Below are 25,078 nucleotides of genomic sequence, written 5' to 3'. Positions count from 1 at the left end.
GATCCCACAAACGCATCAGGGCCCTGGAAATGGTACCAATTTCGTCGCTGTGGAATGGTGCGGGTCGGCGCCGCGCTGCGCCGCCCCGCACCCGTCTCGGGGTTAGTGCAGCTTCGTCAGTCGCACCCGGTTGCGCAGCTCACCGAGCGCTTCCACCCGGGTCACCACCAGGTCCCCGTCGGTCAGGAACACCTGTGGGTCACGGGCGTTCCCGATGCCGCTCGGCGTGCCCGTGAGCACCACGTCGCCGGCCCGCAGGGTCATCCCCCAACTCAGTTCCGCGATGATGCGGGCGAATGGGAAGGCCATCTGCCCGGTCGACGCGTCCTGGAGCAGCACGCCGTTCACCTCGCACTGGATGCGCAGGTTCGCCGGGTCCGGCACCTCGTCCACGGTGGTCAGCCACGGCCCGAGCGGCATGGTGGCGTCGATGCTCTTGCCCTTGAGCCACTGGCCGCCGTGCGCGCGTTGCAGGTCGCGCTGCGACACGTCGTTGGCCACGCAGAACGCCGCCACGTACGACAGCGCGTCCGCCTCGCTCACCGAACGGCAGTCCGCACCGATGACCAGCGCCACCTCCGCCTCGTAGTCCCACTTGGCGGAGAGTTGCGGGTCGTAGGCGATGTCGTCGTACGGGCCGACGACCGTGTCCGGGCCCTTGGTGAAGAAGGTCGGGTGCTTGGGCCGTTCCGCGGGGTCCTGCCCTTCCCGCTTGCCGCGCGACTCCTCGAAGTGGTCCCAGTAGTTCCAACCCGTGCAGAGGATGTCCCGGTTGAGCCGGCGCAGCGGCGCGTCGAGCCGGACCTCGGCCAGCGGCACCGCCGTGACCTGCCGCGCGGCGTCGCGGACGGCTTCCAACGCGTCCGCGCCACCACGGATCGCCTCGTCGAGGTCACCCAGCTCGGCGGGGAGCACGGCGACGGTGTCGCCGTCCACCACCCCGATCCGCCGGCCGGTGTCGGTACGAACGCTGGCGAGCCTCATCAGGCGTCCTGCTCGTCGTCGATCACGCCGATCGCGTTGATCTCGATCAGGTAGTCCTTGTTCACGAACTTGGAGACCTCCACCATCGTCGAGGCCGGCGGCTCACCGGTGAAGTACTGCCGGCGCACCTCGTGGATGGCGTGGAAGTCCTCCATGTTGCGGACGTAGACATCCACCCGAACGATGTCCTCCAGCGACCCGCCGGCAGCCGTCATCGCGGCGCGCAGGTTCTGGCAGACCTGGTGCGTCTGGGCGGCGATGTCGCCGACACCGGTGACCCCGCCCTCGCGGTTGCGGGCGGTCATGCCGGACACGAACACCATCCGGCCCCGCGCCCTGATCTGGGTGGCCTGGGCGAAGTGGCCGTTCGGGGCGGCCAGCTCGGGGGAAACAATCTGCTGCTTGGGCATCGTCATCTTCTCTTCTTCGAGGTGGAGCTAGCGGGCGTCCGCCGGGTCGGTGTACCAGTCCGGCTGGGTCGGGTAGTGCGGCCCGTCGTAGATCTCCAGCAGGACGCTCTCTTCTTCGGCCAGCGTGGGCCCGTGCAGGCTGCCCTTCGGGTTCCAGTAGAAGGAGCCCGGGGTGAGGGTGAGCCCGGTGGGTACGTAGGTGTACCGGCCGCTGAGGCAGAACATGAACTGGTTGGATGCGTGTGAGTGACGCAGCGGGATGCCGGCGCCCCTGCGGAACCGGATCAGCGAGATGGACGCCTCGGTCTCCTCGTTGCGCCACAGCGCCTTGTGCGAGAGGCCGGCCAGCGTCTTGTCCGCCCAGTCCAGCTCGTCGGTCTGGAGCAGGATCTCGCGGAAGCGGGCCAGCACCATGCCGTCCGGGCCGGGCACCACTCCCTCCCGCGACCGGTCGGCCGCCTCGCCGCCGTAGTTCGACGGCTCGGAGAGGTTGTTGGCCCACTCCTGCGGGTCGACGCCGGCCGGCACCGGCGGGGTCGGTACGAGCGGCAGGTCGCTCACCGCTCGCCCTGACCGGACACGAGGTTCTCCCCCAGGCACTTCAGCTCGACGAGCCGGCTGCGGTACCGGGTGGTGCCGTTGTTGGTGAGCATGTGGATCTCCCCCGGCTCGCGGTAGACCACCCCGCCGATGGCCTCGTGCACCAGGCGGGGGTCGCCGCCGGCGAGCGCGTCGATCCGGTTGTCGGCGGCTTCCAGCGCGATCACCAGGTACGGGTTGAGGTGGTGGTGCCAGGGCTGCTGCTCGCCGGGCGCCAGGCTGATCTCCCAGACCCGCACCTGGTCGTTCTCGAAGACCACCTGCTGGCCGACGGCACCGAGCTCGACCTGGGTTCCGTCCGGGGCGGTCGCGTGACCGTAGTTACTCATTGTCATCCCTTTCGCAGACGAGGGTGTTGTCGGACCGGGTCACGGGCGGTGGGCAGCCGGTGACCCGGGCGTAGAGCTGGGCGGCCGTGTCGATGCCGCAGACGGGGTCGAACGGGACGATCGCCGCCACGTGCCCGTCCGGGCGAACCAGCACCAGTGTGTCGTTGTCGACTCCGAAGCGGCGCCGCACCCGGTCTCCCGGGTCGAACAGCGCCCGGTCCCGCAGTCCGGAGTCGTGCGGCGCGTCCCACCGGCTCACCACGTAGTGCCGCAGCGCGGGTGACTCCTGTGGCGGCAGTGCCGGGACCCGGCGCGGGTCGGTGAAGTAGAGCGCCACGAAGGCGTCGGCAGCCAGGTCGTGCAGGTGCACCGTGCCGGACTGGCCGAACAGCGGCAGGTCGGGGCTGCGCGCCCCGGCCAGCACCGGCAGCGGCTCGTCACCGGCGGCGACCATCGACCAGTCGCCCGTGCCGCTCACGTCGAGGCGTACGCCGAGCATGGCGCGGGTGAACGCGTTGCCCCAGTTGCCGGCGGTCATCACCCCCGGGTCGTCCGCGCGCCGGGCCATGTAGGCCCGCGCCGCCGCGGCCATCGCCGCGGAGCCCTTGGTGGCGACCGGTTCCTGCTCGACCTGGTAGCCGTCGAGCAGGCTCGGCTCGGCCCAGCCGCGCAGCACCCAGGCCATCCGCCAGGGCAGGTTGGAGGCGTCCAGGACACCGGTGTTCAGGCCCAGCGCCCACATCGGGGTGATCAGGTGCGCGGCGTCGCCGAGCAGGAAGACCCGCCCGTCCTGCCACCGGTCGGCCACCCGCTGGTGCACGTTGTAGACGTTGGTGCCGACGATCTCCAGGGTCTTGGTGTCCCCGATGAACCGGCGTGCCTTGTCGGCCAGTTCCTCCCGGTCCGGCTCGGCCTGCCCGGCCGGCAGCGGGTAGAGGAAGCGCCAGCAGTGCGGCTGGCGGACCAGGATCATCCACTCCTGGGGATCACCGAAGTAGGCCAGGTACGGGTAGTCGCGCGGGTTCTCCACGTCCAGGTCGACCTTCAGGTCGACCAGCATGTAGCGCTCCTGGTACGTCTCGCCCTCGACCCGCGCGCCGATCTGGTCCCGGACGGCGGACCGGCCGCCGTCGCAGCCCAGCAGGTACCGCACCGGAACCGTCCGCTCCCCCTCGGCGGTGCGCAGCCGCAGGTCCACCCGGTCCGGGTGCTGGACGAAGTCGAGCAGCCGGTGTCCCATGTGCAGCGCGCCGGGGGCGGTGGTGTCGAGCCGCTGCCGCAGGATCGGCTCCAGCTCGTGCTGCGGGATGTTGATGACGAACGGGAATCGGGTGTCCTCGGTCAGTTCGCCGGTCCGGACGCTGAGGGTCTGGGTGTTCGTGGCCCGGTCCAGCTCGCCGATCTCGTCGATGCGCAGCGACCCGGCCAGCACGTCGTTCAGGGCGCCGTACCGGTGCAGCACCTCCAGGGTGCGGGTGAGGACGGTGCCGGCCTTGGTGTCCAGCGACAGCCGCTCGTCCTCCTCGAAGATGACCACCGGCACGCCATAGTGGGCCAGGCCCAGCGCGGTGACCAGGCCGACTGGCCCGGCGCCCACGATGCCCACCGGCAACTGCTCGGTCGTGCTGCTCATTGTGCGTCGCTCCTCGGGTACGCCCGGTCACGGGTCAGGGTGGATCCGGTCATGCTCGCGGCCGCCGAGAGCAGGAACATCAGCGGACCGACCACGTCGGCCGGCGTGCCGATGCCGGTCGCCCGCGCCCAGTGCTCCCGTTCGCCGCCGCTCGGGTTGGCCCGCTGGAACTGCGGGGTGTCCACCACGCCGGGGAAGACGGTGTTCACCCGGATCCGGTGCTCGGCGACCTCGGCGGCGAGCGACTTGGCGAATGCGATCAGCGCCCCCTTGCTCGCCGCGTAGGCCGACGCCTGCGCCCGGCCGGCGGTGGCCAGGCCCGAGGCGAAGACCAGGATCGCGCCCGAGCGGCGGGCGATCATGTCCGGCAGGACCGCCTGCGCGCACCAGACCACCCCGTCGAGGTTCACCGCCAGCGTGCGGCGCCACTGCTCGGGGTCCATGTCGACCACGTCGCACCGCGGCTGCACCGCCGCACCGGCCACCAGGGCGTCGATCCGCCCGTGTTCGGCGAGCACCCTGGCGACCGCGGCGTGCACCGCGTCGCGGTCGGACACGTCCACCCGGTGCTCGTGCACCCGCCCGCTGGGGTGCGGCTGACCCGATGTCACGTCGAACACCACGGCCGTGCCCCCCGCGTCCGCGTACGCGTGGGCGAGGGCAGCGCCGATGCCGTTGGCGCCCCCGGTGACCACGAGCACCTCGCCGGTGGCGTCGAAACTGGCCTGCATGACTTCCTTCCTCCTTCGTCGACCGGGTCAGCCGGCGCTGGGCGGTGGCGGGAGCGGCACGCCCAGCCCGGCGGCGACCTCCACCAGTGCGGCGAAGACCGACGGCTGGAGCGCGACACCGTCGCGCGACGCCCGGTCGTACCGGTCGGCTTCGATGTCACCGGGCAGGTGAACCCGCTCCGTGCCGGGCGCCAGCGCGGAGCCGAGCACCTGGTCGGCCAGGTCGTCGACCCGGCGGGCGAGCTCCTCCGCGTCCTCGACAAACGCCTCGGCGTCGAGTGCGAGGAAGAAGTGCGCGCAGTCGTTGGGCACCGACACGTCGGCGTAGAGGCCCTGGACACCCCGGCCGTACGCCCCGCCGGACAGCACCCCGGTCAGCACGTCGATCATGAGCGCGAGACCGTATCCCTTGTGGGCGCCGGACGGCAGCAGCAGCCCCTTGAGCGCGGCGGCCGGATCGGTGGTGGGCCGCCCCTGCGCGTCGGTCGCCCAGCTCGCGGGGATCTCGCGGCCCTCACCGGCGGCAAGCCGGATCTTGCCGAGCGCGGCCTCGGAGAGCGCCACGTCAAGGATCACCGGCTTGCCGCCCGCGCGGGGTACGCCCACCGCGAGCGGGTTGTTGCCGACCACCGCCGAGGCGCCACCGGGGGCGGGCATCAGCGGGCGGGTGTTGGCCGCCGCGATGCCGACGCAGCCGTTGTCCGCGGCGAGGTCCACGTACCGGAACGCCCCGCCGAAGTGGAACGCCCGGCGGACGGTGACCACGCCGACGCCGTACGTCTGCGCCTTCGCCACCGCCAGCCGCATCGCCTGGTCACCGGTGAGCTGCCCCAGCGCGTGGCCGGCGTCGAGCACCGCGATGGCGCCCTTGTCGCGGACCACCTCGGCCCGCTCGGCCCGGCTGACCGAGCCGGCTTTGATCCGGTCCACGTACATCGGCAGCAGCATCACCCCGTGCGAGGGGATTCCCCGCATGTCGGCGTCCACCAGGGAGCCGGCGACCAGGCCGGCCGCCTGCTCGGAGTAGCCCAGTGCGCCGAAGACCGAGGCGACGGCGTCGGTGAGCCACCGGACCGGGACCGTCGGCGGGAAGTCCGGCGCGCTCATGACCGGTCCGCCCACGGTACGAAGAACCGCTCGACCGCGGCGAGCAGGTAGAACAGCACGACACTCATCACCCCGAGCAGGATCATCGCGGCGAAGGCCAACGCGGTGTCGGCGCTGGCGCCGGAGGCGACGATCGCGTAGCCCAGCCCCTCGGTGGCGCCGACGAACTCGGCGATCACCGCGCCGATGACCGCTAGGGTGATGGCGAGCTTGAGACCGACGAAGAGCTGCGGGATGGCGGCCGGCATCCGGATCATGCGGAACGTCTGCCACCAGTTGGTCTTCAGCGACCGGCCCAGCTCCACCAGGTCGGCCGGGGTGGAGCTGAGGCCGGCGGCGGTGGAGATGACGATCGGGAAGAAGCAGACCAGGAAGACCAGGAAGACCTTGGGGAACTGGCCGAAGCCCATCCACACCACCAGCAGCGGCGCGACGGCCACCTTCGGTACGGCGTTGAGCATCAGCAGCAGTGGGTAGACGGTCCGTTCCAGCATCCGCGAGGCGGTGACGATCAGCGCCAGCGGCACCCCGATCGCGATGGCCAGCAGGAAGCCCAGCAGCGTCTCGGCGAGAGTGACCAGGGTGTTGTCCCACAGGTAGCCGGACTGCTCGACCATGCTCTGCGCCACCTGCACCGGGGACGGCAGGATGAAGCTCTCCACGTCGAAGACGACCGTGATCGCCCACCACAGGGCGGTGGCGGCCACGACGCCGAGCACGGGCGGGAGTTGCTGGGCCCAGCGGCCTGCGGCGCGTGGTTTGTCGCGGCCGGTACGGCGGGATTCGGTGACCGTCACCGTGCCACCTCCTCGGGGGTCATGAGCAGGTCGTGCAGTTGGGCGCGCAGCACGCCGAGTTCGGCCGAGTGGCCGTCGCGTCCCAGCGAACGCGGACGGGCGATGTCGATTCCCACGATCTGCCGCAGCCGGCCCGGTCGCGGGCTGAGCACGACGACCCGGTCGGCGAGCAGCACGGCCTCGTCGACCGAGTGCGTCACGAAGAGCACCGTCGAGGCGTGCTTCATCTGGAGGCGCTGGAGCTCGACCGTGAGGTCGGCGCGGGTGAGCGCGTCGAGTGCGGAGAACGGCTCGTCCATCAGCAGCACGCGCGGCTGCTGGATGAGGGCCCGGCACAGTGAGACCCGCTGCTGCATCCCGCCGGAGAGTTCGTGCGGCAGGCGCTTCTCGAAGCCGTTCAGCCCGACCAGGTCGAGCAGTTCGTGTGCGCGGGTGCGGGCGTCCCGTCGGTCCTGCTTGAACACCTCGGTCGGCAGCAGCACGTTGTCGATGACCGACCGCCACGGCAGCAGAGCCGGGCGCTGGAACATGAAGCCGATGTCCCGCCGTGGCCCCCGGATCGGGGTGCCGGCGACGGTTATCTCGCCTGAGGTGGCCGCCTGTAGGCCCGCCACCAGCCGCAGCAGGCTGGACTTACCGCACCCGGACCGCCCGACGATCGCCACGAACTCGCCGTCGGCGACCTCCAGCGACACGTCACGCAGGGCCTCCACGTCACCGGCCCGGGTGCGGTAGATCTGCGAAACGTTACGAATTCCGATCATGGTTCGCCCCTCGCGGTGCGCGCGGCAACCGGCCGCGCGCACCGCCGTCGAAGAGGAAAGTTATGGCTTTGCGATGTCGTAGACGCCGATGTCGTCGGCGTTCGGCGTCGACTTGAGGGTGCCGGTGCCGGCGAGCAGCTTGATCATCGCCTCCACCCGCGCCCGGTCCAGCTTTCCGGCCGGTCCGCCGTCGCCCAGGACGTACGGCTTCATCTCGGTGAGTTCGGCGGCGGCGACCTTCTCGTCGGCCGTCCGGTCGTGCTTCTTGAGCAACTGGGCTGCTTCCTCGGGGTGCTCCACCGCGTAGAGCAGGCCCTTGACCAGCGCTGCCGTGAACTTCTCGACCTCGGCGCGGTTGCTCTCCAGCTTCGCGGCGGAGACCAGCAGGCCGTTGCCGTACAGGTCGGGGAGCTTGTCCGCGTACGGCAGCATGGTGACGGTCTTGCCACCGGCCGCCTTCTCCAGCAGCGGCTTGCCGGCGGCGAACTGGCCGATCGCGTCCACCGAGCCGGCGGCGAGCAACTGCGGGAGCGACTGCGGCGAGGACGGGACGAACTTCACCGACTTCGGATCGATGCCGGCAGCCTTGGCGTACGCCGGAAAGATGATCATGTTGGTGGAGCCGGAGCTGTCCGCGATGCTGGCGCCGGGCAGCTTCTCCGGCGAGTCGATCGCCTTCTCCAGCGAGGCGATGCCGGCCATCGACCGCTGGTGGATGGCGGCCACCACGCGCACCGGCATCTTCTCGTTGGCCAGTGTGGTGATGACCCCGGAGAGGTCGCCGGGGCCGTAGTCGGCCTGCCCCGACCCGATCAGCTTCATGACATCGACGGTGCCGGTGCCGGGCTTGATGGTGACGTTGAGCCCGGCCTCCTTGAAGTAGCCCTTCTCCAGGGCGACGTATGCGTACGCGTCCCGACCGAACGTCCCGAAGGAGGTCAGGTAGGTGACGGAGGCGGCACCGGGGGAATCGGCCTTCTCCGAATCACCACAGCCGGCGACGGTGAGTGTGAGAGCCGCTGCGGCGACGGCCGCGACGAAACGGGTGCGAGCTGACATGAGACCTCCTGCATCGGCGGGATTTATCAAATGTCAAACTTCCTGACTCGTCAAGACCTCGTTTCGGCAACACCGCCCCGCTCCGCGACGCCGGCCCTGCGACCGCACCCCCGCCAGGCCCACTGACCTGGCAGTACGCCCGTCGACCGCCAGCGGCGACAACAGTCGACACCGCAGGACCGCGTTACGCGCCGACAGCGAGCACGCTTCCCCACCCCGCTGTTCGACGGCCCCCGGGTCGCCGGGCGGGCGATGATCGGTCGTCGGCTCTACCTGCCGGGGGCGACCTGGCGCGACCGGCCCGACCGGAGAGCGAAAGGTCCCCGCAACCGCCTGTGGGCGTGGACCACCACCGCCACCAGCCCCGTCGAGCACCGATGGCTGCTCATCCGCCGCAACCGCACCACCGGCGAGTTGGCCTTCTACGTGTGCTGGTCACCTCGTCCGATGCCACTGCACACCCTGGTCCGGGTGGCCGCTTTCCGCTGGAGCATCGAGGAGTTGTTCCAGACCGGCAAAGGCCAGGTCGGCCTCGACCACTACCAGGTCCGCAGCTGGACCGGCTGGCACCGGTTCATCACCCTGGCCATGCTCGCCCTAGCCGTCCTGACCATCCTCACCGCCACCGCGCAGCAGCCCGACGCCAATCTGCTCTCCCAGCTCATCGCATCGCGTTACGAGGCCGGCTCGGTCATGGTCACATCGAACCTGCCCTTCGGACGCTGGGCGAGACCTTCTCCGACGACGTCGTCGCCGCAGCGATGATCGACCGTCTCGTCCACCACGCCGAAATCCTCACCCTGACCGGAGACTTCATACCGAACCCGCCAACGCCGCGAACTCCTAGCCAGAGAGCACCCGATCCGGTCGACGCGCAGCCGGCGCAGCGCCTGCTCGACCTGCGCCCGGCGAGAAGCTCCTCGTTGGCGCCCCGCCGTACAGGTAGGCGGTGTCGATCAGCGTGGCGCCCAGCTCGAAGGCCCGCCGGAGCACCGCCGGGGAGGACTCGCGGGGCGGGGCCCGCCCCGGTCGGCAGGTGCATGGCACCGAACCCGAGCCGCCGTACCTCCAGGTCTCCTCCGATACGACACGGTCGATGTCATTCGTCTCCCCAGTCCAGCTGTTGGCGGGCGGCATAGGCCCGCACCTTGGCCCGGTTGCCGCAACTGGCCATGCTGCACCAGCGCCGCCGGCCACGCCGGTCGAGGAAGAGCCAGCCGCACTCGACGGCCGGGCAGGCGCGTACCTCGGTGCGGGCGGGGGTGCTGAGTAGGTCGGTGGCGGCTTGGGCACTGGCCAGCAGCGGCAGCGGCAGACCGACGTCGTCGGGCAGTGTCCAGTGGGCGAGTCCGTCCCGGTCCGACTTCAGCACCGCCACGGCGGCGGCTCGCTGCGCCTGCTCGGCGACGTGCCGGAAGGCCGCGGTGTCGTCCGGGTCGAGCAGGACGTCGTACAGCGCGGCACGCAGCAGCCGGGTCGCCACCAGTACGTCGTGCGCGGCGGCCGGGTGGCGGCGACCGTCTGCCCGGAGCCGACCGACAGTGGTCGGGGTGAGCAGCTGGACGTGCCCGGTCCACACCGCCAGTCGATCGAAGTCGCGCAGCCACTCCCGTTCCGGACTGGGTGGTGCCGCCCAGCCGGCCCAGGTGTTGCAGAGCTCCAGGGCGGGATGCCCGCCGAGCGGGACGGGCATCGGATAGCCCTCGACGTTCACCCAGTGCATGTCGACAGTGTGCCTTGACTCGGCGCAACTAACCAGTACTGTCTTCGACACCGGTTAATGAACATTTACTGGTTAGGTGATGCCATGCGCCTGGGAAAGCTCGTCACTCGGTCTCTGCTCGGGATGCTGATGGTGTCCGCGACCCTGGTGGCCGCCCCCGCCAGCCCGGTGCCCGCGCGAGGCCCCGGCTCCACGGTGGCCGCGCGAGGCCTCGGCTCCACGGTGCCCGCGCGAGGCCCCGGCTCCGCGGTGCCCGCGTCCGATTGGCGAGGCGGGGTCGGCGACCGCCCCGAGCCCTGGCGTCCCTCGGTCCAGGAGGAATGGACCGGGCCGGCCGGCCGCTACTGCTCGTTCCCGCTCCGCGTCCGCGTGGTCTCCCAGGACGTACGGGTCCGGGTGCTCGCCCGCTACGCCACCGGGGCCGTCCGACGTGAGGAGTACGCCGGCCCACTGACCGTCGACTTCGTCAACACCCATACCGGGAGGGCCGTACGCCGGGACGTGGGCGGCTCCGGGCTGCTCGAATACCGCCCGGACGGCGGGTGGCTGCGTTACACCATCGTCGGGCCGGCGGGGTTCGGCTTCCGGCCGGGAGACCAGCACCCGCGTGGCTACTACGTCCTCGACGGGCTGCACGTCGTCTCGATCGACCCGGCCGGTACCCGCCGGCTCACCCTGGGGATCGGTCGACAGGACAACGTCTGCGTCGCTCTCGGTGACCCGACCCGCTGACCACGACGACCCGGTTAAGGCGGTGGGTGGGGATGGCCGACGTGCAGTTCTCCGTACTCGGACCACTGACCGCGCACCGCGACGGGGCGAGAGTGGCGCTCGGCGGCCGGCGACAGCGCATGGTGCTCGCCACGTTGCTGGCGGCCCGGGGTCGGATGCTGCCCGCCGAGCGGCTGCGGGACCTGGTCTGGAGCGACGGTGGGCGGCCGGCCGGGCCGGCGACCCTGCACGGTTACGTGGCCGGACTGCGGCGGGCGCTCGAACCGGACCGACCTCCGCGCTCACCGAGCACGGTGCTGCTCCGAGAAGGCCCCGGGTACGCCGTCCGGGTGCGGGCCGAGCAGGTCGACGCGGAACGGTTCACCGCGCTGGTCGCGCACGGCGTGACGATGCTGCAACGGGGGCGACCCGCTGCGGTCGTCACGACCCTGACCGGTGCCCTCGGGTTGTGGCGCGGCCCGGCGTACGCCGACCTGGCGCAGGCGTCGTTCGTGCTGCCGGAGATCGCCCGCCTCGACGGGTTGCGGGCCGCTGCCATCGAGACACGACTGACCGCCGTGCTGGCGCTGGGCCGGCACACCGAGGTGCTCGGTGAGCTGGAGGCGCTCGTGCTCGAACAGCCGTTGCGGGAGCGCGGCTGGGAGCTGCTGGCGATCGCGCTGTACCAGGCCGGTCGGCAGGGCGACGCGCTGACCGTGGTGCGCCGGGCGCGGACCCGAATCGCCCGGGACCTCGGTCTCGACCCCGGGGCGGGACTGCTTCGCCTGGAGGCGGCGATCCTCGGTCAGGACGCCTCTCTCGACCTTCCGGCCGGCCGGGCCGTACCCCCGGGGGCGCCTTCCGGCAGCGGCCGGTCGTGGTGGGTGCCGCGCCGCACCGCCGAGGATCCCAGCGGGATCCCAGCCGACGGTGACACCGTCGAGCACACGACCATCCACTGTGACGGGAGACACCATGCGTGGACTGCGACCGATGACCAGCGCCGAGCCGGAGTTCGAGGTCAACGTCAAGAACAACTACGTCGACTGCGTCGAGCTGTCGAACGGACGTACCCGGCGGCGGCTGCCCCTGCCGGACGTCGGCACGTCCGCCGAGCCGGCCGGGGCGCACCGAGACCGGGCGGCGTCCCGATTGCCGGAGTCCCGGTGACCCGGACGGCCGCCGAGCTGGCCGGGCTCACACCGCAGTGGCGAGCCTGGACGGCCGAGAACCTGGCTCTCGGGGTGCCGGCCGGGGAGGTCCGCGAGGCGCTGCTGGCGGCGGGGCTGTCCGGATCGGTGGTCGACGAGGAGCTGACCCGAGCGATCGACCACCCGTACTTCCAGGCCTGCCTGCGGCTGGCCCGGGAGTACGCCTGGCAGGAGTCGCTACTGGACTTCTACGGCGATCTCCGTTCGGCGCAGCTGGCCGGCGGGCTGGAGCGTCGGGTCGGCCTCTGCGCTGCCGAGTTCTTCGACCGGTACTACTTCGCCAACCGGCCGGTGATCCTGGTCGGGGCGGTCGACGACTGGCCGGCCCGACGGCAGTGGTCGCCGACCAGCCTGCGGGACCGACTGGGTGACGTCGAGGTCGAGGTGATGACCGGTCGGGACGGCAATCCGGAGCATGGCTGGCAGCACGACGCACACCGGACGCGGATGACGTTCGCCGACTACCTCACCATGGTCGAGACGGGTGGGGAGACCAACGACTACTACATGGTCGCGCGCAACGACAACTGGCAGCACGGTCTCAAACCGTTGACCCAGGACATCAGGCCGGTACCCGGCATCATCGATCCGGCTCTGCTGCCGGAGGCGGTGACCCTGCTGCTGGGGCCGGCCGGCACGGTCACCAACCTGCACCACGACAACATGAACATCCTGTTGTGCCAGGTGATGGGCCGTAAACACGTCCGCCTCGTGCCCTCGTACCAGCGTCCCCGGGTGTATCCCCGGGGCGGGACGTACAGCCACGTCGACGCCGAGCGGCCCGACCTCGACCAGCACCCGTTGTACGGGCAGGCCACCGTCCTGGCGGGGGTGCTGCAGCCGGGCGACGCACTGTTCGTGCCGGCCGGTTGGTGGCACTGGGTACGCGCGCTGGACATCAGCGCCACGGTGAGCCTGCACCATTTCCAGGTGCCTTCGGGCAACCACTATCTACACCCACCGCTGGTGCGTGCCGATCCCTGACGGCGGGAACGATGGGCTGCGGGGCCACCGATCTCGGTGGCCCCGCAGCCCACAACCAGCTAACCCTTGTCCCGCTCCGGTGGGGGATCCGGGATCTCGTCCGTGGTCAGGCCGGGCGGGCCGGTCGGCGGTGGATCGCGTACGTCAGCGCTGTACCGCACGTTCGGCAGTTCGTCGGCGCAAGGTGCCCCGCCGGCGGTGAGCATGGTGGCGGCCACCATCGTGACGATCAACAACCTACGCATGTGTCACCTCCTCTCCTCGTTGCCGGGTGGACACCACCAGGGGCGATGTCGAGTCCGGTGGCAACAGCAGCCGTTCCTACGCGCCCGGCGGCGTCCGCGCAGGTCGGCAGTACGGCAATCCGCCCACCGGTGCCGCGTGGACTGCCGCGCGGCTCGGCACCCTCCTCGACACCGTCACTGGCTACTCGCCGGTTGGTGGTAGGTCACCGCCGTACGCGGGGCGCGTCGCGGCAGAAGGCATGGATCGCGCTGGGCTGACATCGACCTGTACCGGGGTGCCTAGCCATCGAATGCTGTGCGCGCCCGACGAGGCTCGAACGGCGGGTCATCGCGGCAGTCGAGCGGCCACCGCCGGTACTGGACGGCTGTGCGAATTGACCAGGACACCGCGGTGGCCGATGTTCAGCGACAGGCCGGGCCTCTCTACAACCGGCGGAGAAGGAGCCGATCAGAGCGGCGTGTCCGGCGGACCTGGCACTCGTCGGGGTAGGTCGCGGTCCTGTCAGCTGACTCTGCGGCGGTAGATGGCCATGGCGGAGGCGTAGGTGACGATGAGAATGCCGAGGCACCAGGCGAGGGCGGTCCAGATGTCGTTGTCGACCGGTTGCTGCGTGAGCAGGTCGCGGATGGCGTTGACGATGGCCGTCACAGGCTGGTGTTCGGCGAAGGCGCGTACCGGGCCGGGCATGGTGTCGGTGGGTACGAATGCCGAGCTGATAAATGGCAGGAAGATGAGCGGGTAGGAGAATCCGCTGGCGCCGTCCACGGATTTCGCGGTGAGGCCGGGGATGACGGCGAGCCACGTCAGCGCGAGCGTGAACAGGATCAGGATGCCGGCGACCGCGAGCCAGGCCAGCAGTCCCGCGCCCGAGCGGAAGCCCATCAGCAGGGCGACGCCGACGACGACCACCAGCGAGATGAGGTTGGCGACCAGCGACGTCAGCACGTGCGCCCACAGCACGGACGACCGGGCGATCGGCATGGACTGGAAGCGTTCGAAGATGCCGCTTTTCATGTCGAGGAAGAGCCGGAACGCGGTGTAGGCGATACCCGACGCGATCGTGATCAGCAGAATGCCGGGTAGCAGATAGTTCACGTACGAATCAGTGCCTGTGTTGATCGCGCCGCCGAGCACGTAGACGAACAGCAGCATCATGGCGATCGGTGTGATGGCGGTGGTGATGATGGTGTCGACGCTGCGGGTGACGTGGGTCAGGGATCGGCCCAGTAGGACGGCGGTGTCGCCGAAGAAGTGCTTGGTCATCGTCGTTCCTTACCTGTCCGCGCCGACGTTGCGATCCTTGGTGGTGCCGCCCTTGCTGTCGGCACCGGTGATGGCGAAGAAGACGTCCTCGAGGGTCGGCTGCTTCTCGACGTACTCGACCTTGGCGGCTGGTAGTAGTTGCTTGAGCTCGGCGAGGGTGCCGTTCACGATGATCCGGCCCTCGTGCAGGATCGCGATCCGGTCGGCGAGTTGTTCGGCCTCGTCCAGGTACTGCGTGGTGAGCAGCACCGTCGTACCCTGCGCGGCGAGTTCCTTGACGGCCTGCCACACCTCGATGCGGGCCTGCGGGTCGAGCCCGGTCGTCGGCTCGTCCAGGAAGATCACCGGCGGGTTGCCGATGAGGCTCATCGCGATGTCGAGCCGGCGGCGCATGCCCCCCGAGTACGTCGACACCTTCCGCCCGCCGGCGTCGGTCAGCGAGAAACGTTCGAGCAGGTCGTCCGCGACGACGCCCGGGTTCTTGAGGTGCCGCAGCCGGGCGACCAGGACGAGGTTCTCCCGCCCGGAGAGGACCTCGTCGACGGCCGCGAACTGTCCGGTGAGGCTGATGGACTCCCGCACCCGCGCCGCCTGCGTGGCGACATCGAAGCCGTTCACCCCGGCGGATCCCGCGTCCGCTCTGAGCAGCGTGGACAGGATTCTCACCACGGTGGTCTTGCCGGCCCCGTTCGAGCCGAGCAGCGCGAAGATGCTGCCCCGCGCCACGTCGAAGTCCACGCCACGCAGCACGTGCAACTGCTTGTACGACTTCTCCAGACCCCGCACCTGGATCGCGGGCCCCGGAACCTGCGTGTTCGTCACCTTGACTCCTCCACCCGCTCGATGCTCTCGATCGCCTGTGTCAGCCGCGCCCGCTCCCGATCGATGTATCCGCCCTTTCGGTAGTTCCGGACCAACTCGTCCACGAACTCCACCGGGTCCTCCCCGACGATCTCGCGGATCGGCGTTCCGTCCGCCGCGGCCCGCTCGAAGAGGTCGGCGACATCCTCGAACAACGAGGCCGCGCCGTCGGCGGTCACCGGCCCGAAATGCATGAGGTACCGCTCGATCGCCTCGACCGCCGTCCGGTAGTTCGGGGGAAGCTGTTTCACCCTCGCCCTGTACTCCCGCCATCGGCGCTTGGGGCCGATGACCTTCGCGAGAAAGCCACCCTTTTCCGCGTCCGACATGACTATTTGCCTCCTTCGTGGAGCTGTTCCAGCCGTTCTGCGAGGAAGCTCCAGGTCCTCCAGAACTCTTCGAGGTATTCCCGGCCCTGCGCGTTGAGGGAGTACACCTTGCGTGGCGGCCCCTTCTCGGACGGGACCTTCTCCACGTCGACGAGGCGCTTCTGCTCGACCCTGACCAGCAGGGCGTAGACGGTGCCCTCGGCGATGTCGGCGAAGCCCTGCCCCCGCAACCACGCCGTGATCTCGTAGCCGTACGCCGGCCGCATGGCCAGAACCGCGAGCACGATGCCCTCCAGCGTGCCCTTGAGCATCTCCGTCATCTGCCTGCCCATTGACAGCCTTCCTGCGAGGTACTCAGCGTTGCTAACTACCGGTAGATAGTAGCGATGAGTACCGGTACTTAGCAACAGCGAATAGTGGAGCCGGGAGCCGGGTCAGCCATCGAGCCGAGGTCGCGGCAAGAGGTGGGCCACCGGCTGGCGCGGATGGATCGGTGACTGGTCGCCGGACCAGGCATGGATGCGGACACCGGTCCAGGCCACGTTCTCGGTCGTCGACACCGTCGAGGAACTCGAGACGCTGCTGCCCGCGGAGCTCTACGCGGTCGCGCTGCGGACCATCAGGGGCGAGCCCGTCGTGGAGGACCTCGACATCTGATTCAACGACCATGACGCCGCCCGGCCGTTGCTTGACGCTCTTTCGCAACTGACAGCCGGCGACCAGCCACGCTCGCGTCTACCCGCGGAGGTCGCCCGACCGAAGACGCGACGGCCGCACGTCCAAGCCGACAGCCACAGCGGCCCTCGCTGCGACGTCGCATGCTGCCCACACGCAAGAATGCTGAACCCGGAGGTGGCCGACCTCCGGCGGCGTGGTGGGGCGGAGGTGGTGGCCGTGCACGTCATGCTCGCCTGCCGGCGCCGCACCGGGATCCGGCGCGACGACGCGTGTCACGGCACGGACATGACCGGCCAGCCGGCGCCGTGACGGATGTGGCAGCGGCGGCTGGTCCCCAGTCGGGCTGACGCGCTGCGGACGGCCGCCAGGGCGGGGCCGCCGCCAGGGCGGGCCGCCGACGTCGCCGTGCGAGAGGACCTCAGGGCCGGTAGCGGTAGCCCATGCCCGGTTCGGTGATGAGGTGGCGGGGGCGGGCGGGGTCGTCTTCGAGCTTGCGTCGCAGCTGGGCCATGTACTGCCGCAGGTAGTTGGTCTCGTGGTCGTATTCCGGGCCCCACACGTCATGCAGCAGTTGCCGCTGGCTGATCAGCTTGCCGGGGTGGCGCAGCAGCTTGTCGAGCATGGCCCACTGGGTCGGGGTGAGGCGGACCTCGGTGCCGTCGTCGCGCGTCACTGTGCGGTCGGCCAGGTTGACGCTGTGCCGGCCGACCCGGGAGACAGCCGTCGCGGAGGGTGAGGCGGCGTCGGCTGGTGTCGCGGCGAGGCGGCGGGTGACCGCGCGGATGCGGGCGAGGAGTTCGTCGACGCCGAAGGGTTTGGTGACGTAGTCGTCGGCGCCGGCGTCGAGTGCGACGACCTTGGCTTCGCTGCCGGCCCGTCCGGAGAGCACGATGATCGGCACGGTGGTCCACCCTCGCAGCCCCCTGATGACGTCGACGCCGTCGAGGTCGGGTAGACCCAGGTCGAGCACCACCAGGTCTGGGGGATGACTGACGGCGGCCTTGAGAGCCGCCGTTCCGGTCTCGGCGATTTCGACGTCGTACCCGCGGGCGCGCAGGTTGATCCGCAAAGCGCGCAGGATCTGCGGTTCGTCGTCCACGACAAGAATCCGGCTCATTCCGGTGGTCCTTCCGGAGGCGTCTGCGCGGTGGCGGGCAGCCGCAGCACCATCGTCAGCCCTCCGCCGGGGGTGGTCTCGGGGGTGATGCTGCCACCCATCGCCTCGGCGAGGCCCCGGGACAGGGCGAGTCCGAGGCCGACGCCGGTCTGGTTGTCCCGGTCACCAAGGCGCTGGAACGGTAGGAAGACGTGCTCCCACTGGTCCTCGGGGATGCCCGGGCCGGTGTCGATGACCCGCAGTTCGACCTGCCCGGCGTGGGCGCTCGCGGTGATGGTGGGCGGCTGCCCTGGTGGGCTGTGCCGCAGGGCGTTGGCGACGATATTGACCAGGACGCGCTCCAGCAGGCCGGGGTCGGCGACGGCGGCCGGCAGGTCGGCCGGGATATCCGTGGTGACGTCGGCCGCCGCCGGACCCAGCTCGTCCAGGGCCAGGGGTACGGCGTCCTCCAGCCCGATCGCGGTGGCGCTGGCGCCCAGGACGCCGGCCTGTAGCCGGCTCATGTCCAGCAGGTTCTCCACTAGACGGCCGAGCCGGTCGAGGGACTCGTCGGCGGTGGCGAGCAGCTCGTCGCGATCGTCGGCGTCGAACTCGATGTCGGGGCTGCGCAGGCTGCTGACCGCGGCCTTCGCCGACGCCAGCGGCGTACGCAAATCGTGGCTGACCGCGGCGAGCAGCGCCGTGCGCATCCGGTCTGCCTCGGCGAGGGGGCGGGCGGTGGCCGCTTCCTCGGCGAGGCGTTCCTGGCGCAGCGCGACGGCGGCCTGGGCGGCGAACGCCTCGACGACCCGGCGATCGGCGGCCTCCAGCCGGCGGCCGGAGAGCACCACGGTGAGCCGGTCGTCGACCGGTACCGCCGTCTCCCCCGCGCTGGGGCTGCCGGGCGGCGCCTCTCCCATGCTGGCCACGATCCGCCAAGCGCTCTCGTCGCGGGACCGGCCGGGCCGTCCCTCGGCGTCCGCGGTCAGTTCCAGGACGCTGACCGCGCGCAGCCCGAAGGTCTCCCGCAGCCGGTCCAGCAGCGCCGGCAGCGGCCGTTGCCCACGCAACACGCCACCGGCCACCGTGGCCAGGGTCTGCGCGTCGGCGGATGCCCGCGCGGCCTCCCGGGTACGGCGGGCGGCGACGTCGACCACCCAACTCACCGCGAGGGCGACGCCGACGAAGACCCCGAGGGCCAGGAGGTTGTCCGCCTCGGCGATGGTCAGCGCGTAGTAGGGCGGGGTGAAGAACCAGTTCAACAGCAGGGAGCCGCCGAGCGCGGCGACGAGCGCCGGCCACAGGCCGCCGACCAGCGCCACTCCCACCACCCCGGCGAGGAACAGCAGGATGTCGTTGGTCAGCGTGAGGTCCGGCAGCGCCAGAAGCAGCAGGGTCAGCAGCGGCATGCCCAACCCGGCCAGCGCAAACCCCAGCAGCCGGCGTCGGCGCGACAGTGCCGCCGGGACCCCGGTCGTCCGCCGACCCCGACCCGCTTGGGGATGGGTGACCAGGTGTACGTCGATAGCGCCGGAGAGCGCGGTGGTGGTGACCCCGACGCCCCGGGAGAACACCTGGGCCAGGCGTCCCCGGCGGCTGGCGCCGAGGACGAGCTGGGTGGCGTTGACGCCCCGGGCGAAGTCCAGCAGGGCGGCCGGGACGTCGGCGCCGAGGACCTGGTGGTAGGTGCCGCCGAGGCTTTCCGCCAGTACCCGCTGCCGGGCCAGTTGGGCGGGGTCGGCACCGGCCAGGCCGTCGCTGCGGGCGACGTGCACGGCGAGCAGGTCCGCGCCCTTGCTGCGGGCGGCGATCCGGGCCGCCCGACGGACCAGCGTGTCGCCCTCCGGGCCGCCGGTGAGGGCGACGACGACCCGCTCGCGGGCCTCCCAGGTGTCGGAGATGCCCTGCTGGGCGCGGTAGGCGTCGAGCTGGTCGTCGACCTTGTCAGCGAGCCAGAGCAGCGCGAGTTCACGCAGGGCGGTGAGGTTGCCGACCCGGAAGTAGTTGCCGAGCGCGGCGTCGATCTTGTCGGGGCGGTAGATGTTGCCGTGGGCCATCCGGCGACGCAGCGCCTCCGGGGTCATGTCGACCAGTTCGACCTGCTCGGCGGCGCGGACGATCTCGTCGGGCACGGTCTCCCGTTGCGTGGTGCCGGTGATCTGGGCGACGACGTCGTTGATCGACTCCAGGTGCTGCACGTTGACCGTGGACAGCACACTGATGCCGGCGTCGAGCAGTTCCTGGACGTCCCGCCAGCGCTTGTCGTTGCGGGATCCCGGCACGTTGGTGTGGGCCAACTCGTCGACCACCACCACCTCGGGCCGGCGAGCGAGTACGGCGTCGAGGTCCATCTCGGTGAACTCGACGCCGCGGTAGGTGATCGCGCGGCGCGGCACCTGCTCCAGGTCGCCGATCATTGCCGCGGTGTGCCGGCGGCCGTGGGTTTCGACGAACCCGATCACCACGTCGGTGCCGCGTCCCGCGCGACGTCGGGCCTCCTCCAACATCGCGTAGGTCTTGCCGACACCGGGGGCGGCCCCCAGGTAGATACGAAGTTCTCCTCGTGACACGCCGAAGATCCTCTCTGGTCGGGCGCCGCTCGTGAGGCCGTCTCGGGCAACGCCCGGTCCGACAGAGCCAACCGGCGGGTCGAAGACGGTTCGGGCAGGGCCGACCATGCCGGCCCTGCCCGAGGGTCGTGTGTCAGCGGGCGGGGAACCGCTCGTCGAGGGCGAGGTTGAGCTCCAGGACGTTGACGCCCGGTTCGCCCATGAAGCCCAGTGCCCGGCCGGAGGTGTGCTGTTCGACCAGGCGTCGGATCGCGGCCGGGTCCGCGCCCCGCTCCCGCGCGACGCGGGCGACCTGGATCTGGGCGTACGCCGGAGAGATGTGCGGGTCGAGGCCGCTGCCGCTGGCGGTGACCGCGTCGGCCGGTACGGCCGGCTTCGCCGGTGCGTCGCCGCGGACCGGGACGATCAGAGCGCCCTCGGCGACGTAGTCCTCGTCCGGCTTGGCGAGCTCGACCGGCACGCCCTGCCAGGAGGTGACGAACGGGGTGGCCGGGGCGGTCTGGTTGACGCTGACCACCCGGGTGATCGGGCCGGTGAGCCCGTTGGTGCGGAACACGGCGAGTACCGCGCCCACCCCGTCGGCGCAGTAGGGCCGGCGCCCGTCCACGCCGTCCCGCTCGCCGACGGCCTTGCTGCGCGCGCAGACCGTCGTGAGCAGGCTCTCGGAGGCCGTCTCCGGGTCGCTGGAGAGGGTGTCGACGACGCTCTCCGGACCGAGGTTGCTGGCCGCGGTGGCGGTGGGGTCGTAGCCGTCGCCGGCGGCCGAGGGGCGGGACTGGAAGTAGCGCGGGACCGGGTTGCCGTCCGCGTCGGTGAAGTTCTGGCCGATCAACGCGCTGCCGACGGTCTTGCCGCCGACGGTGAGCAGGGACCCGTTGGATCTGCCGGACAGGCCGGGCAGCTGCCCGACGGCGACCAGGGCGAGCGGGTAGGCAAGACCGAGCAGCACGGTGAAGACGAGCAGCGCGCGCAGCGCGGCGAGGTGTTGGGTGAGCCAACTGGGAAGTCGCATGTCAGATCCCCGGGACGAACTGGATGAGCAGGTCGATGAGCTTGATGCCGATGAACGGCACGACGATGCCACCGAGGCCGTACAGGAGCAGGTTGCGGCTGAGCAGCTTCGAGGCGATGGCCGGCCGGTAACGCACGCCGCGCAGGGCGAGCGGGATGAGGGCGATGATCACCAGGGCGTTGAAGATGACTGCGGCGAGGATCGCCGATTCGGGGCTGGCCAGCCGCATGATGTTCAGCGCGTCCAGGCTCGGGTAGATGCCGGCGAACATGGCCGGGATGATCGCGAAGTACTTGGCGATGTCGTTGGCGATGGAGAACGTCGTCAGCGCGCCTCGGGTGATCAGCAACTGCTTGCCGATCTCCACGATTTCGATCAGCTTGGTCGGGTCCGAGTCGAGGTCGACCATGTTGCCGGCCTCCTTGGCGGCCGACGTGCCGGTGTTCATCGCGACGCCGACATCGGCCTGGGCGAGGGCGGGGGCGTCGTTGGTGCCGTCGCCGGTCATCGCGACCAGCCGGCCGCCCTCCTGCTCCCGCTTGATCAGGGCGAGCTTGTCCTCCGGGGTGGCCTCGGCGAGGAAGTCGTCCACGCCGGCCTCGTCCGCGATGGCCTTCGCGGTGCGCGGGTTGTCGCCGGTGATCATCACCGTACGGATGCCCATCCGGCGCATCTCGTCGAACCGCTCCCGCATTCCGGCCTTGACCACGTCCTTGAGGTGGATCACGCCGAGGGCGCGGGCCGGCTCGCCCTCGACGTGTTCGGCCACGACGAGGGGGGTGCCGCCGGTGCCGCTGATCGCGTCCACGATCTCCCCGACGTGGGCGGTGGGGTGGCCGCCGTTGTCGCGGACCCACTTCATCACCGCGGCGGCGGCGCCCTTGCGGACCCGACGCGCCGGTCCTTCACCGGCATCGGGAGTGAGGTCGACGCCGCTCATCCGGGTCTGCGCGGTGAACGGCACGAACGTGGCGTGCGGCATCAGGCCGGGCTCGCGTTCCCGCAGCCCGAACTCGTTCTTGGCCAGCACGACCACCGAACGGCCCTCGGGGGTCTCGTCGGCGAGGCTGGACAGTTGCGCGGCGTCGGCGACGGCCGCCGGCTCCACGCCCTCGACCGGGAGGAACTCGGCGGCCTGCCGGTTGCCGAGGGTGATGGTGCCGGTCTTGTCCAGCAGCAGGGTGTCGACGTCACCGGCCGCTTCCACGGCCCGGCCGCTCATGGCCAGGACGTTGCGCTGGACCAGGCGGTCCATTCCGGCGATGCCGATCGCCGACAGCAGCGCGCCGATCGTGGTGGGAATCAGACAGACCAGCAGCGAGACCAGCACCACGCCGGTAACCCCTGCGTCGGTGATCGCCCCGCTGTCCGGCGCGGCGGCCTGGTAGCCCTTGGCGAAGATCGCCAGCGGCTGAAGGGTGACCACGGCCAGCAGGAAGATGACGGTCAGCGCGGCGAGCAGGATGTTCAGCGCGATCTCGTTCGGGGTCTTCTGTCGGTTGGCGCCCTCGACCAGGGCGATCATCCGGTCGATGAAGCTCTCGCCCGGCTTCTGCGTGATCTTGACGATGATCCGGTCGGAGAGGACCCTGGTGCCGCCGGTGACCGCGCTGCGGTCGCCGCCGGACTCCCGGATCACGGGGGCGGACTCGCCGGTGATGGCGGACTCGTCGACGCTGGCGATGCCCTCGACGACATCGCCGTCGCCGGGGATGATGTCGCCGGCCTCAACCAGCACGATGTCGCCCTGCTTCAGCTCCGGGGCCGGGACGGCCTCGTCCCGGTACCGGTTGGCGGCGGCGCCGGGCGTCCAGCCCACCAGTCGGGTGGCGATGGCGTCCTTCTTGGCCTGGCGCAGGGTGGCGGCCTGGGCCTTGCCGCGCCCCTCAGCCACCGCCTCGGCGAGGTTGGCGAAGAGCACGGTGAGCCACAGCCAGACGGTGATCGCCCAGGCGAACACCGACGGGTCGGTCACCGCGAGCACGGTGGTGAAGAGCGCCCCGATCTCGACGATCAGCATGACCGGGTTGCGCCACAGGGTGCGCGGGTCGAGCTTGCGCAGAGCGTCGGGCAGAGATCTCATCAACTGCTTGGGGTCGAGCAGGCCACCGCCGACCCGGTTGCCCTGGGTGGCCGGGGTGCCGGCGATCCCCGCGTCGGCGGTGCCGTGCGGTGCCGGCGTGGACGTGGTCATGTCCTTCTCTCTCATGATGGTCACAGCCCCTCAGCGAGAGGGCCGAGCGCGAGGGCTGGCAGGAAGGTCAGCGCGACGAGGATCACCGTGACGCCGACGACCATGCCGATGAACAGCGGTCGGTGGGTCGGCAGGGTGCCCTCGGAGGCCGGGGTGGGTTGCTGGCGGGCCAGCGAACCGGCCAGCGCGAGCACGAGGATGATCGGCAGGAACCGGCCGAGCAACATGCACAACCCGAGTGCGGTGTCCCACCAGGTGGTGTTGACGGTGATGCCGGCGAAGGCAGAGCCGTTGTTGTTGCTCGCCGAGGTGAACGCGTAGAGCACCTCGGACAGGCCGTGCGGGCCGACGTTGAGCGCGGTCGAGTTGTTTCCCGTGGCGAACGCCGCCGCCGTGCCGACCAGCACCAGCAGCGGCGTGATCAGGAAGTACAGCGAGGCGAACTTGATCTCGCGGGAGCCGATCTTCTTGCCCAGGTACTCCGGGGTCCGGCCGACCATCAGGCCGGCCACGAACACGGTGATCACGGCGAGGATCAGCATCCCGTACAGGCCCGCGCCGACGCCGCCCGGGGCGACCTCACCGAGCATCATGTTGACCAGCGGCGTCATGCCGCCGAGCGCGGTGTACGAGTCGTGGAAGGAGTTCACCGCGCCGGTCGAGGTGAGCGTCGTGGCGGCGGCGAAGGTGGCCGAGTTCGACACGTCGAACCGGACCTCCTTGCCTTCGAGGGCCGCACCGACGGCCTGCGGGACGGTGCCGTTGCCGGTCAACTCGAAGACGTTGGTGAGGGTGATGCTGGCCACGGCCAGGATCGCCATGACCGCGGCGATCGCATAACCCTGCCGGTTCTGGCCCACCATGCGGCCGAAGACCCGAGGCATGCTGAACGGGATCAGCAGGATCAGGAAGATCTCCAGCCAGTTGGTCCATGAGGTGGGGTTCTCGAACGGGTGGGCGCTGTTGGCGTTGTAGAAGCCACCACCGTTGGTGCCGAGTTCCTTGATGACCTCCTGGCTGGCCACCGGGCCGCCGGTGATCGTCTGCGTGCCGCCGGTCAGGGTGGTCACCTCGGTACCACCCGAGAGGTTCTGCACCACGCCGCCGGCCATCAGGGCGAGCGCGCCGAGCACCGCGACCGGCAGCAGGATCCGCAGCGTGATCCGGGTCAGGTCGACCCAGAAGTTGCCGAGCTCGCCGGTGCGGCTGCGCGCGAATCCACGGACCAGGGCCACCGCCACGGCGATACCGACGGCGGCGGAGACGAAGTTCTGCACCGCCAGCCCGGCCATCTGCACCAGGTGACCCATCGTCGACTCACCCGAGTACGACTGCCAGTTCGTGTTGGTCACGAACGACACCGCCGTGTTCCACGCTCCGTGCGGTACCACCGGATCAAAGCCCAGTGACAGCCAGAGGTGGTTCTGGAGGCGTTGGAACGCGTAGAGGAACAGGATCGACACGGCGGAGAAGGCCAGCACGCTGCGCGCGTACACACCCCAGGACTGCTCGGCTGCCGGGTCGACCCCGACCAGGCGATACATCCCGCGCTCGACGCGGGACTGCCGCTGCCCGGAGACCACCCGGAACATGTAGTCCCCGAACGGCTTGTGAACGGCGGCCAAGGCCGCGAGCAGGGACAGGATGAAGATGACGCCGGCTGTTGTCATGGTCATCAGAACCGCTCCGGAAACAGCAGGGCGACAACCAGGAACACGGCTAGGCCGATCGCCAGCACCAGGCCCACGGCGTTGACGGCGCTCACAGCTTCTCCACCGCCCGCACC

The 25,078-nt window shown here is 70.5% G+C and carries 25 protein-coding genes and 3 pseudogenes; 6 read left to right on the top strand and 22 right to left on the bottom strand.

Annotation, left to right across the window (positions count from 1 at the left end; genetic code table 11):
* Positions 1-102 precede the first annotated feature (102 nt).
* From AB0883_RS20870 to AB0883_RS20825, 10 genes are read right to left on the bottom strand one after another with little or no spacing between them, the layout of a single operon-like run.
* Positions 103-984: a fumarylacetoacetate hydrolase family protein gene (locus AB0883_RS20870; RefSeq protein ID WP_366642817.1), complete on the bottom strand. Its 882-nt coding sequence runs from the start codon at positions 982-984 to the stop codon at positions 103-105.
* Positions 984-1,400, bottom strand: coding sequence for a RidA family protein (locus AB0883_RS20865; protein WP_357454537.1), 417 nt, complete (start codon positions 1,398-1,400; stop codon positions 984-986). Before AB0883_RS20865 ends, AB0883_RS20870 begins: the two co-directional genes overlap by 1 nt.
* Positions 1,401-1,421: 21 nt before the next feature.
* A complete protein-coding gene (locus AB0883_RS20860) occupies positions 1,422-1,955 on the bottom strand; it encodes a hypothetical protein (protein WP_366642816.1) in 534 nt (177 codons plus the stop codon).
* Positions 1,952-2,323 (bottom strand): cupin, encoded by a 372-nt coding sequence (locus AB0883_RS20855; RefSeq protein WP_357695882.1) that lies wholly within the window; start codon positions 2,321-2,323, stop codon positions 1,952-1,954. Before AB0883_RS20855 ends, AB0883_RS20860 begins: the two co-directional genes overlap by 4 nt.
* A complete protein-coding gene (locus tag AB0883_RS20850) occupies positions 2,316-3,956 on the bottom strand; it encodes an FAD-dependent monooxygenase (protein ID WP_366642815.1) in 1,641 nt (546 codons plus the stop codon). The genes AB0883_RS20855 and AB0883_RS20850 overlap by 8 nt, the downstream gene beginning before the upstream one ends.
* Positions 3,953-4,687, bottom strand: coding sequence for an SDR family oxidoreductase (locus AB0883_RS20845; protein WP_366642814.1), 735 nt, complete (start codon positions 4,685-4,687; stop codon positions 3,953-3,955). The genes AB0883_RS20850 and AB0883_RS20845 overlap by 4 nt, the downstream gene beginning before the upstream one ends.
* Before the next feature lie 27 nt (positions 4,688-4,714).
* Entirely contained in the window at positions 4,715-5,794 is a 1,080-nt protein-coding gene (locus AB0883_RS20840; protein WP_366642813.1) for an Ldh family oxidoreductase, read from the bottom strand.
* Positions 5,791-6,591, bottom strand: a complete 801-nt coding sequence (locus tag AB0883_RS20835) for an ABC transporter permease (RefSeq protein WP_366642812.1) — start codon at positions 6,589-6,591, stop codon at positions 5,791-5,793. Before AB0883_RS20835 ends, AB0883_RS20840 begins: the two co-directional genes overlap by 4 nt.
* A complete protein-coding gene (locus AB0883_RS20830; RefSeq protein ID WP_357695892.1) occupies positions 6,588-7,355 on the bottom strand; it encodes an ABC transporter ATP-binding protein in 768 nt (255 codons plus the stop codon). The genes AB0883_RS20835 and AB0883_RS20830 overlap by 4 nt, the downstream gene beginning before the upstream one ends.
* A 60-nt stretch (positions 7,356-7,415) precedes the next feature.
* Positions 7,416-8,414 (bottom strand): ABC transporter substrate-binding protein, encoded by a 999-nt coding sequence (locus AB0883_RS20825; RefSeq protein ID WP_366642811.1) that lies wholly within the window; start codon positions 8,412-8,414, stop codon positions 7,416-7,418.
* 375 nt (positions 8,415-8,789) lie between these two features.
* On the opposite strand from AB0883_RS20825, the pseudogene AB0883_RS20820 reads away from it, so the two are divergent.
* Both AB0883_RS20820 and AB0883_RS20815 read left to right on the top strand, forming a co-directional pair.
* A pseudogene (locus tag AB0883_RS20820) lies at positions 8,790-9,017 on the top strand (IS701 family transposase); the annotation flags it as partial.
* A 39-nt stretch (positions 9,018-9,056) separates the two neighbouring features.
* Positions 9,057-9,226, top strand: a pseudogene (locus tag AB0883_RS20815) (ATP-binding protein); the annotation flags it as partial.
* A gap of 287 nt (positions 9,227-9,513) precedes the next feature.
* On the opposite strand, the gene AB0883_RS20810 reads toward AB0883_RS20815, so the two are convergent.
* Positions 9,514-10,137, bottom strand: coding sequence for a CGNR zinc finger domain-containing protein (locus tag AB0883_RS20810; RefSeq protein ID WP_366642810.1), 624 nt, complete (start codon positions 10,135-10,137; stop codon positions 9,514-9,516).
* Between the two features lie 84 nt (positions 10,138-10,221).
* Here AB0883_RS20810 and AB0883_RS20805 point away from each other — a divergent pair, with 84 nt between their 5' ends.
* Together AB0883_RS20805 and AB0883_RS20800 are read left to right on the top strand one after the other, a co-directional pair.
* Positions 10,222-10,869 (top strand): hypothetical protein, encoded by a 648-nt coding sequence (locus tag AB0883_RS20805; protein ID WP_366642809.1) that lies wholly within the window; start codon positions 10,222-10,224, stop codon positions 10,867-10,869.
* Positions 10,870-10,901: 32 nt separating this feature from the next.
* Positions 10,902-13,043, top strand: coding sequence for a cupin-like domain-containing protein (locus tag AB0883_RS20800; RefSeq protein ID WP_366642808.1), 2,142 nt, complete (start codon positions 10,902-10,904; stop codon positions 13,041-13,043).
* Positions 13,044-13,102: 59 nt separating this feature from the next.
* Here AB0883_RS20800 and AB0883_RS20795 read toward each other — a convergent pair whose 3' ends face one another.
* From AB0883_RS20795 to AB0883_RS20775, 5 genes are all read right to left on the bottom strand, one after another.
* The gene (locus AB0883_RS20795; protein ID WP_366642807.1) at positions 13,103-13,288 is read right to left on the bottom strand and encodes a hypothetical protein; all 186 of its coding nucleotides are present in this window, start codon (positions 13,286-13,288) and stop codon (positions 13,103-13,105) included.
* Positions 13,289-13,790: 502 nt separating this feature from the next.
* Positions 13,791-14,552 carry an ABC transporter permease gene (locus AB0883_RS20790; protein WP_366642806.1) on the bottom strand — a complete coding sequence of 254 codons (762 nt, stop codon included), beginning with the start codon at positions 14,550-14,552 and terminating at the stop codon, positions 13,791-13,793.
* 9 nt (positions 14,553-14,561) lie between these two features.
* Positions 14,562-15,374, bottom strand: a complete 813-nt coding sequence (locus tag AB0883_RS20785) for an ABC transporter ATP-binding protein (protein WP_366642805.1) — start codon at positions 15,372-15,374, stop codon at positions 14,562-14,564.
* Positions 15,371-15,742, bottom strand: a complete 372-nt coding sequence (locus AB0883_RS20780) for a DUF1048 domain-containing protein (RefSeq protein WP_366642804.1) — start codon at positions 15,740-15,742, stop codon at positions 15,371-15,373. Before AB0883_RS20780 ends, AB0883_RS20785 begins: the two co-directional genes overlap by 4 nt.
* 2 nt (positions 15,743-15,744) lie before the next feature.
* Entirely contained in the window at positions 15,745-16,074 is a 330-nt protein-coding gene (locus AB0883_RS20775; RefSeq protein WP_366642803.1) for a PadR family transcriptional regulator, read from the bottom strand.
* A 142-nt stretch (positions 16,075-16,216) separates the two neighbouring features.
* Between AB0883_RS20775 and AB0883_RS20770 the strand changes: the two are divergent.
* Positions 16,217-16,399, top strand: a pseudogene (locus AB0883_RS20770) (EXLDI protein); the annotation flags it as partial.
* A 180-nt stretch (positions 16,400-16,579) separates the two neighbouring features.
* Positions 16,580-16,729: a hypothetical protein gene (locus AB0883_RS20765; RefSeq protein ID WP_366642802.1), complete on the top strand. Its 150-nt coding sequence runs from the start codon at positions 16,580-16,582 to the stop codon at positions 16,727-16,729.
* Between the two features lie 109 nt (positions 16,730-16,838).
* On the opposite strand, the gene AB0883_RS20760 is transcribed toward AB0883_RS20765, so the two are convergent.
* The 6 genes from AB0883_RS20760 to kdpF all read right to left on the bottom strand — a co-directional run bounded on the left by AB0883_RS20760 (position 16,839) and on the right by kdpF (position 25,057).
* Positions 16,839-17,537, bottom strand: coding sequence for a response regulator (locus AB0883_RS20760; protein WP_366642801.1), 699 nt, complete (start codon positions 17,535-17,537; stop codon positions 16,839-16,841).
* Positions 17,534-20,086 carry a DUF4118 domain-containing protein gene (locus AB0883_RS20755; protein WP_366642800.1) on the bottom strand — a complete coding sequence of 851 codons (2,553 nt, stop codon included), beginning with the start codon at positions 20,084-20,086 and terminating at the stop codon, positions 17,534-17,536. Before AB0883_RS20755 ends, AB0883_RS20760 begins: the two co-directional genes overlap by 4 nt.
* A 133-nt stretch (positions 20,087-20,219) precedes the next feature.
* Complete coding sequence (locus AB0883_RS20750; RefSeq protein ID WP_366642799.1) at positions 20,220-21,098, bottom strand: potassium-transporting ATPase subunit C; 879 nt, start codon at positions 21,096-21,098, stop codon at positions 20,220-20,222.
* A 1-nt stretch (position 21,099) separates the two neighbouring features.
* Entirely contained in the window at positions 21,100-23,292 is a 2,193-nt protein-coding gene (kdpB, locus tag AB0883_RS20745; RefSeq protein WP_366642798.1) for a potassium-transporting ATPase subunit KdpB, read from the bottom strand.
* 20 nt (positions 23,293-23,312) lie between these two features.
* Positions 23,313-24,968 (bottom strand): potassium-transporting ATPase subunit KdpA, encoded by a 1,656-nt coding sequence (kdpA, locus tag AB0883_RS20740; protein ID WP_366642797.1) that lies wholly within the window; start codon positions 24,966-24,968, stop codon positions 23,313-23,315.
* A complete protein-coding gene (gene kdpF / locus AB0883_RS20735) occupies positions 24,968-25,057 on the bottom strand; it encodes a K(+)-transporting ATPase subunit F (RefSeq protein WP_074475088.1) in 90 nt (29 codons plus the stop codon). Before kdpF ends, kdpA begins: the two co-directional genes overlap by 1 nt.
* Positions 25,058-25,078 lie beyond the last annotated feature (21 nt).

Source organism: Micromonospora sp. NPDC047812, assembly GCF_040704175.1.
Taxonomy (GTDB): domain Bacteria; phylum Actinomycetota; class Actinomycetes; order Mycobacteriales; family Micromonosporaceae; genus Micromonospora.
This window is presented reverse-complemented; position numbering and strand designations above follow the sequence as displayed.